Below are 9,663 nucleotides of genomic sequence, written 5' to 3' on the forward strand. Positions count from 1 at the left end.
CTCGGACGACCACGGTCCGGGCCGCCCGAGGTCGTCCGTCAGCGGGTCGTCAGCCGCCGAGGCTCGCCGCGGCCGAGGCGATCGACGAGGCGAAGTAGCTCACCTGGGTGTAGACACCCGGGTAGTTGGGTCGGGCGCAACCGTTGCCCCAGCTGACGATGCCGACCTGGATCCACGCGTTGGTGGCGTCGCGGCGGAACATCGGGCCGCCCGAGTCGCCCTGGCAGGTGTCCGTACCGCCGCTGGCGTAGCCGGCGCAGATCTCCTCGGCGGGGATGAGGTCGCCGCCGTAGTTGGAGTTGCAGGTGGAGTCGCTGACGAACGGCACGGTGGCCTTGAGCAGGTACCGCTGCTGGCTGCCACCCTCGCGCGCGGCACCCCAGCCGGCGATGGTGAAGGTGCCGCTGTCGTACGCGGTCGTGGTGGCGATCTTCAACGTGTCCAGCCCGGTCACGGGGGTGGCGAGGCGGATCAGCGCCCAGTCCTTCCCGGCGCCGTTGTAGCCGGGAGCGCGGTAGACGTAGTTGGACCGGACGGTGATCCGGCTGGACGACTGGAGGTCGACCGTCCCGAGCGTCGCGGTGATGCTGGTGTTGGTGCCGGTCGAGCCCACGCAGTGCGCCGCGGTGAGCACCAGCCGGGAGCTGTAGAGGGCCCCGCCGCACCCCATCGAGAGCCGCACCATGAACGGAAACTCGCCCTGCGCGGCGCGGGTGCCGCCGACGACGTTCGGCGTGACGGGGCTGTCGGCCGCGGCAGCGGGCGCCGCGAGGGTGAGGCTGGCCGCAGCCAGCGCGGCGGCCACCAGGCCAGTGAGGGTACGCCAGCGAACCATGCAATCCTCCGCTTCGGAACGGCACGCCTTGTGAGCGCACCTGATCGAGATAGCGGTCATCGTATTGATTAGCATGGATGTTGCGGGTCATCCTCTCTGGGTCGTACCCCAGGGTTATGGATCCCGCCCCGCCGGCGGCGACGCCCGCGAGCGGTGACGACCGCCGCGAGACTGACCACCGCGGCGGTCAGTTGCAGCACGGCGCCGAGCAGGTCGACCAGGCTGGAGAGGGCGTCAGCGTCGGGGACAAGGTCCATCGCGGCCTCCGGGTTTCGACCCCCACCGTCCGCGCTCTGCGGAGGGCTTCCCCCGGGCCCAACTGACATCGACGGGCGCCACCGTCAGTATGGCAGCGGCCGGCGAGGCGACCAACCCCGGATTCCGGACCGTGGACCCGACGCTGGCCGGCTCACCGCCCGACGGACTCCTGACCGGCCAGCACGACCAGGCCGTCGGCCGGGACGGACACGGGCGTCGTCGCGCGGTCAGGCCAGACGAGGTAGCCCACCGGCGGCCCGGCCGAACCCCACCGCGCACCGACTATCGTGGCCAGCTGAGCGTCGTCCGTCCCCGCGACACGACGTACCCGGGTGCCCGGAGCGTGCCCGTCGTCGGCCACGATCAGCAGCGCGTCGAGGATCTGCCGTACGCCGGTGATCGGCAGTCCCGGCACGTACGGCTCGCCCGCGTACCCCAGCCGCGGTGTCATCATCGTGCGCAGCAGCGCGCCCTGGCGGATCGCGCCCTGGCGGAGCTGCCAGTCGAGGCCGGCCTTGGCGGCGACGAGCGCCTCCTCGATCGCCGACCACAGCCGCGCCGGCTCCCGGTCGAGCAGCCGACGGGCCTCGCGGTCGGCGTCGGCGCAGGCCGTGTCGACCGCCGTGTCCTCGCCCAGCTCGGCGATCCAGGCGACGTCCCCCACCTCGGGCAGCAGCCCCGGCGACTCGGCTGCGACCACGAGGTACAGCATGGCGAGCAACTCCTGCCGACCCTCGCCGTGGTAGAGCCCGCCGACTCCCGTGCCGGCCGGGCCCCGGCTGGGCGGGAAACGGTCGACGAGGTGCGCGGCGCGGCCCTCCGGCAGGGCAGCCGCCCGGCGCGTGTCCGCCCGCCGTTCGTCGAACGAGCGCCGTTCGCGGCGGTCGACGAGGAGTTGACGGTACGGGTCGACGCCGATCGGATAGATCGTCCGGCCGTACGTGGCGAGGGTCTCGCCGGGTGCCAGACCGACCGATTCGAGCTGCCGGGCAGCCACCGAGTAGGCGACGCCGCTGCGGGCCGCCTGCTCCCGGATGGCGCGCCTGCGGGCACGGCCCGGAACCGGGGTACGGCGGGACGGGAGATCAGACATGACGCCTCCGGTGCAGCCCCACGCACTTCACCGAACGGGCGGCGTGACGGACACACCGGGGGTCGACACGACGGCGCGGAGTCGGCGACTCTTGGCCCCGAGCATGTGGTCGGGCGTGGGCCACCACATCGGGCGCGGGCAGGCGCTCTGCCGTCGCGAGCATATCGCGACCCGGGGCCGTCGGTCGCCCTCTGGAGCCCGCCCCCGGTGTCGGCCCGTGTCGGCGGGGGTGTCGGTGCGGTGTCGGCGCGGTGTCAGGCGACCGGCGCACGCTCTGGGACATGACAACCGACCTGGTGATCGAGGCCGAGGGCCTCGTCAAGACATTCGGGAGGACGAGGGCGCTACAGGGCGTGGACCTCGCCGTACCCAGGGGGACCGTGCTCGGCGTGCTCGGCCCCAACGGCGCTGGCAAGACCACCGCCGTGCGCATCCTCTCCACGCTGCTCACCCCGGACGCCGGCAGCGCCCGGATCGGCGGCTTCGACGTCGTCCGCGACGCCGAGCGGGTCCGGCAGAGCATCGGCCTCACCGGCCAGTACGCCTCGGTCGACGAGGACCTGACCGGGCGGCAGAACCTGGAGCTGTTCGGGACGCTGCTGGAGTTGGGTCGCGCCGGCGCCCGTCGACGGGCCGCCGAACTGCTCGACTGGTTCGACCTGACCGACGCCGCCGGCCGACCGGCCAAGACCTACTCCGGGGGCATGCGGCGGCGGCTGGACCTGGCCGCCAGTCTCGTCGGCTCGCCGGACGTGATCTTCCTGGACGAGCCGACGACCGGGCTGGACCCGGCCAAGCGCGAGGACATGTGGGACGTGGTCCGTTCGCTGGTGGCCAACGGCTCGACGGTGCTGCTCACCACCCAGTACCTGGAGGAGGCCGACGCGCTGGCCGACGCGATCACGGTGATCGACCACGGCCGGGTCATCGCGCACGACACGCCCGAGGGGCTCAAGCGGATCGTCGGCGGACAGACCCTCGAAGTCCGGCCCGCGGACCCGGCGCAGCTCTCCCGGACCGCGGCGATCCTGACCGAGGTCGGCTCGGGCGGCCAGGCCGACGAGATCCGCAAGGGCGTGCTCGCGGTGCCGGTCACCGACGACACGGCCCTGACCGAGAGCGTGGCGCGGTTCGCCGCCGCCGGCATCTCCGTCACCGAACTCTCCCTGCACCTGCCGAGTCTCGACGAGGTGTTCTTCACCCTCACCGGGCGTACGGCATCCGAGGACGACACCACTTCCCGTACGGAGGTAGCGGCATGAGCACCCTGGTCGGCGCACCACCCACCGCGAGCCCCGCGCTGTCGACGGCCGCGGTGAAGCCGCGACCGTTCCGGCTCGTGCGGCACTCGTTGGCGCTTGCCAAACGCAGCCTCATCAAGACCTGGCGGACGCCCGAGGCACTGATCGACGTCACGCTGCAACCGGTGCTGTTCCTCATCATCTTCGTCTACATCTTCGGTGGCGCGGTCGCCGGATCCACCCACGACTACCTGCAGTTCCTGCTACCCGGAATCCTGGCGCAGACCATCGCCACCGGGGCCATCGCGATCGGCGTCAACCTCAACACCGACATCGCCAAGGGCATCTTCGACCGGTTCCGGTCGCTGCCGATCCCCCGCTCCGCGCCGCTGGTCGGCGCGGTCCTGGGCGACGTCGTCCGGTATGTGATCGTCACGGTCTCGACCCTCGCGATCGGTTACCTGATGGGTTTCCGGATCGACACCGACCCGTTCCGGGCGATCGCCGGGTGCCTGCTCGCGGTGCTGTTCGCGCTCTGCCTGAGCTGGCTGCCGGTCTACGTGTCGATGAAGGTGCGCACCCCCGGCGCCGTGCAGGGCCTGATGTTCGCGCTGATCATGCCGCTGAGCTTCGGGTCGAACGTGTTCGTCGGCACCGACACCCTGCCCGGCTGGATGCAGGCCTTCGTGAACGTCAACCCGATGACCCACCTGGTGGCCTCGGTACGCGGGCTGTTCCTCGGCACCCCGCTCGACGCGCACGTGTGGTGGACGCTCGCCTGGTGCGCCGGCTTCGTGGCGGTGTTCATGCCGCTGGCGCTGCGCGCGTACCGCAAGAAGGTCTGACGCCGGGCTAGACGAGCAGGTCCTCCATCAGCTCACGGATCCGGGTGACGGCCGCGGCCACCGGCCGGGCGCGCCAGGCGGACACCAACGACTCACGCTGCTCCTCGTCACCGAGGGCGGCGTCGAGTCGTTCGCTGCGCCCGCTCGGGAAGAACAGCTCCATGTGCGTCCCGAGCCGCTTCGCGAGCGCGGACAGTTCGCGGGTGGTGGCGATGTCGTCCCGGTACGCGGCGAGTTCCGCGCCGCCCGACGCCCACGCCCCGATCACCGGCAGGTCCTTCGAGTTCAGCGCGTCGTCGCGGGCGAGCGCCAGCAACGTAGCCGCCTGGGCGGCGGCGTCGGTGCCCGACACCCCCCGCGCGTCGGCCACCCGCAGGTACAGGACCGCCACCGAGGCCCGCACCATCACGCGCGGCTGCGGTGGCGGCCCGGTCCAGCCGGCGAGAGTACGGTTCACCTCGTCGGCGTGGGCGAGAGCCTCGTCGTAGCGCTTCCGCTGCCAGGCGAGGTGCGCCAGGCCGAGGAGCGCCTGCGCCACGTCCATCTGCTCGGCCTGGCCCGGCGTCGCCGTCTCACCGAGTCGCCGCTCCGCGTCCGCGTCGCCGGTCAGGGCGAGTTGCACGTCCAGCCGCACCCGGATCGACCGCGCGTCCTGCTGGGCGCCGATCATCTCCATGTGCCGGACGCTGCGCGCCAGCCACTCGGCCGACCGCCCCTCCCTGCCGGGGAGCAGGAACTGCCCGACGGCACCCGCGGCCATCGCCATGCCCCAGTGGTCGCCCGCGACCTCGAAGCGGTGGTACGCCTGCTCGGCGTCGTCGATCGACGCCTCCGGCAGGCCGCTGTTCTCCCGTACCGCCGCGCGTGCGATCAGGCCGAGCGCCTGCACGTACGGGTCCGGGTGCGCGATCATCTCGTTCGCGCTCTTCAGGCTCTGCTCCAGGTCGGACTCGTCGAAGCCGGGCAACGCCACGGCGAATGCGGTAAGCCGCGGCGACACCTCGGCGGGTCGTTCCGCGAGCAGCGTCCGCAGCGCGCGCCGAGCGAGCACGGCGGGCCGCAGGTCGGCGCTGATGCCGCTGTTCACGCTGATCAATACGCATGTCCAGGCGAGTCGGTCTCCGTGCGGCAGGGGCCGGCCGCTGGCCCGGCCCCGCAGGATCGCCGAGCGTCGACGCCGCTGCGGCTCGTCGACGTTGAGCAGCCCGCGCCCCCACGCGAGGACCTCCAGGTGCAGGCCGCGCACCGTCCAGAGGTGCAGCAGCGCGGTGGCGACGTCGACGACGGCCGGCTCGTCGTCCTGCTCCAGCGCCCACCGCAGGCCCGCGACCAGGTTGTCCTGCTCGGCGGCGCAACGGTCCAGCGCCTCGACCTGGCCGGGGCCCACGAGGCGACCGGCGAGCCCGACGGCCTCGTCCCGGGCCCAGCCGACCAGACCGGCCATCGCCACGCCCCGGTCACCGGCAACGTCCAGACGGGCCTCGCCGTACTCGCGGACGGTCTCCAGCATCCGGTAGCGGGGCGGCCCGTCCCCCTCGACCAGGGTCAGCAGGGACTGTTCGACGAGCCTCGCCAGACCCCGCCGCACGTCCGGGGTCCGCGCGACCGCGGCGGCGAGGTCCGCGGTGAACGGCGCGGGGATGACCGCGATCCGCTCCAGCAGCGCACGGTCGTCGGGGGCGAGCAGTTCCCGGCTCCAGTCGACCATCGCCCACAGGCTCGCGTGCCGTTCCGGCAGGCCCCGCAGCGCGTCGTCGAGCAGCGCGAACCGGTCGGTCAGCCCGGCGAGCACGTCGTCGATCGGCATGTGCCGCAGTCGCGCGGCGGCCAGTTCGAGGGCCAGCGGCAGGTTGTCGAGCCGGTTGCACAGCGCGAGAGCCCGCGCGGTGTCCCAGGTCGGTACCGCGCCGCCGGCCCGCGCCCGGGACTCGATCAGCCCGAGCGCGTCGGAGTCCGGCAGGGCGGTCAGTCGGTGCACCCACTCGCCGGCCAGGCCCAGCGGCGCACGACTGGTCGCGAGCACCGCGACCTCCGGGGAGGTCACCGCGAGCAGGTCGGCGACGACGCCCGCCACCGCGTCGAGGACATGCTCGCAGTTGTCCAGGACGACCAGCCCGTCGAGGTCCGGCGCCAGGGCCCGCAACCGCTCCTCGGGGCTGAGCACCCGCCGTTCGAGGCCCAGGTTGCCGCCGGTCGTCGAGGTGTCCGCGCCACCGAGCGCCGCGAGCACCGTGGGTAGCACCTCGTCGGGCGAGCGCAGCCCGGCCAGCTCGACCACGCGTACCGCCTGCCCGGCCGCCGCCGTGCGCCGCGTGACCTCGGCCGCGAGGCGGGTCTTGCCGGCGCCGCCGGCCGCCACGATCGTCACGAGAGCCGACTCGTCCAGCGCCGTGTCCAGGGCCTCGACGTCGCGCTCGCGGCCGACGAGGGCGGTCATCGGCCGGCGCCACGCGGCGGGCAGGGCGATCCGCGCCGGCGGACGGGGTGGCGCGACGACGGCCGGCGCGGTGAGCTCGCCGCGCAGCAGCGCCAGATGGACCTGGTTGATCACGGGTGACGGGTCGGTGCCGTAGCGCTCGGCCAGGTCGTCACGGAGGCGCTCGACCACCTCCAACGCCTCCGCCTCCCGCCCCTGCGCGGCGAGCACCCGCACGAGCAGGGCGGCGGACGGCTCGTCCGGGGGCGTCCGGGCGGCGAGCCGGCGCAGGTCCGCCTCGTCGTACGGCCCCGCACCGGCGAGCGCCGCCTCGGCGCGCAGCGCGGCGACGTCGGCGAACAGGCGGGCGTCCTCGGTGGTGACGATCTCCGGTACCTCGGGGAACAGGGCACGGGCCCGGTCGGCCGAGTCGCGGGCCGCCCGCGCGTCGCCGGCCCGCAGGGTGGCACGCCCGTGATCGAGGAGCGCCCGCGCCTCGACCGCGTCGACGGTGACCTCGTCGGCGGGCAGGCGGTATCCGCCCGGCACCGCCACCACGGGCAGCCCGAGACGGCGTACGCGGGACACGAGCGCCTGCACCGCGCCGGTCGCGTCGTCGGGCGGCGCCCCGTCCCACACCGCGTCCACGAGCAGACTGGTGGAGACCGCCCGGCCACGCGCGTCGACGAGTGCGCGGAGCACCGCCGCCAACCGCTCGCCCCGGACCGGCCGGCCGTTGACGGCGAGGGGACCGAGGATCGTGATCTGCACGCAACCAGCATCCCCCACGCCAACCACCACACCGAGCAGGGTGTCGGACGGCGCGAGGGTCCTCCCGGGTGGGCAGCGCGGCGCGGGATGCGTCCGGGACGGCGTGGTGCGTACAGTTTCGGGTCGGACTTGGGGTGGACCGGCGAATCCGGCACAGGAAACGGGACGAGACAGCGACGCATGACAGTGGACAAGATTGCCCAAAACGGTCAGGCCGGCATTGACCGGGACCGGCTGGAGACCTGTCTCAGCGTCTTCGAGGCGTTGGAGGCCCTCCCGTCCGACCACCCGGACGTGGTGCGGGTGCAGCGGGCCACCGCGAAGCTCTACAAGGTGATCAAGCAGCGGCGACGCGAGGAGCGGCGCGACGCCATCATCGCGGCCGACCGGGCGGTGACGGAGGCCACGGCCACCGGCGCCCCCGGCCGGATCGACGACGAGACCCAGGGCATCCCCCTCGCCTCCCCCACCACCGGCACGACTGCGGGATTCCTGCACAACCCGCGCGGCTGCTACATCTGCAAGCAGCGCTACCGCGAGGTGGACGCCTTCTACCACCAGCTCTGCCCGTCCTGCGCGGCCCTGAACCGGGAGCGCCGCGACGCCCGTACCGACCTGACCGGCCGGCGCGCGCTGCTCACCGGCGGCCGGGCCAAGATCGGCATGTACATCGCGCTGCGGCTGCTGCGCGACGGCGCGCACACGACGGTGACCACGCGGTTCCCGCACGACGCGGTGCGCCGCTTCGCCGCGATGCCCGACAGCGGGGACTGGCTGCACCGCCTGCGGATCGTCGGGATCGACCTGCGCGACCCCGCCCAGGTGATCGCCCTCGCCGACTCGGTGAGCAGCCAGGGCCCCCTCGACATCCTGATCAACAACGCGGCGCAGACCGTCCGCCGCTCGCCCGGGGCGTACGCCCAGCTCGTCGCCGCGGAGGCCGCGGCCCTGCCGGACGGCCCCCTGCCGGAGCTGATCACGTTCGCCAAGCCGGGCGGCCCGGCCGGCAGTCTCACGGCCGGGCCGGAGTCGGCCGCACTCACCCCGCACGCGCTCACCGCGTTGGCGTTGACCAGCGGCTCCGCGTCGCCCGAGCGGATCGCGGCGTCCACCGCCATCGACGCCGGCGGGCTGGTGCCGGATCTCGACTCGGTGAACAGCTGGGTCCAGCGGGTGCAGGAGGTCGACCCGGTCGAGCTGCTGGAAGTGCAGTTGTGTAACGTCACCGCGCCGTTCGTGCTGGTCAGCCGGCTACGTCCGGCGATGGCCGCCGCGCCGGCCCGCCGCAAGTACGTGGTGAACGTCTCGGCGATGGAGGGTCAGTTCGGTCGTGGCTACAAGGGCCCGGGGCACCCGCACACCAACATGGCCAAGGCCGCGATGAACATGCTGACCCGCACCAGCGCACAGGAGATGCTGACCGACGGCATCCTGATGACCAGCGTCGACACGGGTTGGATCACCGACGAGCGGCCACATCCGACCAAGATGCGGCTGGCCGACGAGGGGTTCCACGCCCCGCTGGACCTCGTCGACGGCGCGGCCCGGGTGTACGACCCGATCGTCCGGGGCGAGCAGGGCGAGGACCTGTACGGCTGTTTCCTGAAGGACTACGCGCCCTGCGCCTGGTGAACGACGCTCGACGAGGAGAAACACATGTCATCTGACCAGTGGCCGACGCTTGACGAGCTGCAGCGCGAGGAGAACGAGCTGGAGCTCGCGGGCCTGACCGAGACCGACGCGTACGAGCTGGGCGTGCGGGCCGTCACCGCCGCCGCCCAGCGGGGGCTCCCGATCTCCGTAGGTGTGTGGCGGACCGGACGGCAGTTGTTCCACTGTGGCCTGCCCGGTTCGACGGCGGACAACGACGCGTGGCTGCGCCGCAAGGGGCGCGTGGTGATGCGGTTCGAGCACTCGTCGCTCTACATGGCCCGGCTCTGCCAGGACAAGCAGACGACGCTCACCGAGAAGTTCGGCCTACCGGCCGCACGCTACGCCGCGGCCGGAGGCGCCGTGCCACTGCGCGTTCGTGGCACCGGCGTCGTGGGCTGGATGGGCGTCTCCGGGCTTCCGCAGCTGGACGACCACCGCTTCGTCGTCGACATCCTGCGCGGCAACGCGCGCTAGCCCCCCGCAACCGCCGGACGCCGCCCGCCCCCCGCACAAACGCGACCGCGGGCGGCCGCGTCCGGCGCGCGCCGCGG

Annotated in this window: 7 protein-coding genes; 4 read left to right on the forward strand and 3 right to left on the reverse strand. The window is 73.2% G+C overall.

Annotation, left to right across the window (positions count from 1 at the left end; genetic code table 11):
• Positions 1–49: 49 nt before the first annotated feature.
• The gene (locus tag AB0J68_RS18470) at positions 50–835 is read right to left on the reverse strand and encodes a serine protease (RefSeq protein ID WP_355136640.1); all 786 of its coding nucleotides are present in this window, start codon (positions 833–835) and stop codon (positions 50–52) included.
• 409 nt (positions 836–1,244) lie between these two features.
• Positions 1,245–2,186 (reverse strand): hypothetical protein, encoded by a 942-nt coding sequence (locus tag AB0J68_RS18475; RefSeq protein WP_363939566.1) that lies wholly within the window; start codon positions 2,184–2,186, stop codon positions 1,245–1,247.
• A gap of 281 nt (positions 2,187–2,467) precedes the next feature.
• On the opposite strand from AB0J68_RS18475, the gene AB0J68_RS18480 reads away from it, so the two are divergent.
• Together AB0J68_RS18480 and AB0J68_RS18485 are read left to right on the forward strand one after the other, a co-directional pair.
• Positions 2,468–3,448 carry an ATP-binding cassette domain-containing protein gene (locus tag AB0J68_RS18480; RefSeq protein ID WP_363939568.1) on the forward strand — a complete coding sequence of 327 codons (981 nt, stop codon included), beginning with the start codon at positions 2,468–2,470 and terminating at the stop codon, positions 3,446–3,448.
• Entirely contained in the window at positions 3,445–4,272 is an 828-nt protein-coding gene (locus AB0J68_RS18485) for an ABC transporter permease (RefSeq protein WP_363939570.1), read from the forward strand. Before AB0J68_RS18480 ends, AB0J68_RS18485 begins: the two co-directional genes overlap by 4 nt.
• Before the next feature lie 7 nt (positions 4,273–4,279).
• On the opposite strand, the gene AB0J68_RS18490 is transcribed toward AB0J68_RS18485, so the two are convergent.
• A complete protein-coding gene (locus tag AB0J68_RS18490) occupies positions 4,280–7,459 on the reverse strand; it encodes a BTAD domain-containing putative transcriptional regulator (protein WP_363939571.1) in 3,180 nt (1,059 codons plus the stop codon).
• A 180-nt stretch (positions 7,460–7,639) separates the two neighbouring features.
• On the opposite strand from AB0J68_RS18490, the gene AB0J68_RS18495 reads away from it, so the two are divergent.
• Together AB0J68_RS18495 and AB0J68_RS18500 are read left to right on the forward strand one after the other, a co-directional pair.
• Positions 7,640–9,091, forward strand: coding sequence for an SDR family NAD(P)-dependent oxidoreductase (locus AB0J68_RS18495; RefSeq protein ID WP_363939573.1), 1,452 nt, complete (start codon positions 7,640–7,642; stop codon positions 9,089–9,091).
• 24 nt (positions 9,092–9,115) lie between these two features.
• Complete coding sequence (locus AB0J68_RS18500) at positions 9,116–9,586, forward strand: heme-degrading domain-containing protein (protein ID WP_363939575.1); 471 nt, start codon at positions 9,116–9,118, stop codon at positions 9,584–9,586.
• The last annotated feature ends 77 nt before the right edge of the window (positions 9,587–9,663 follow it).

The organism is Micromonospora sp. NPDC049580 (assembly GCF_040675595.1).
In the GTDB taxonomy this organism is placed as follows: Bacteria; Actinomycetota; Actinomycetes; order Mycobacteriales; family Micromonosporaceae; genus Micromonospora.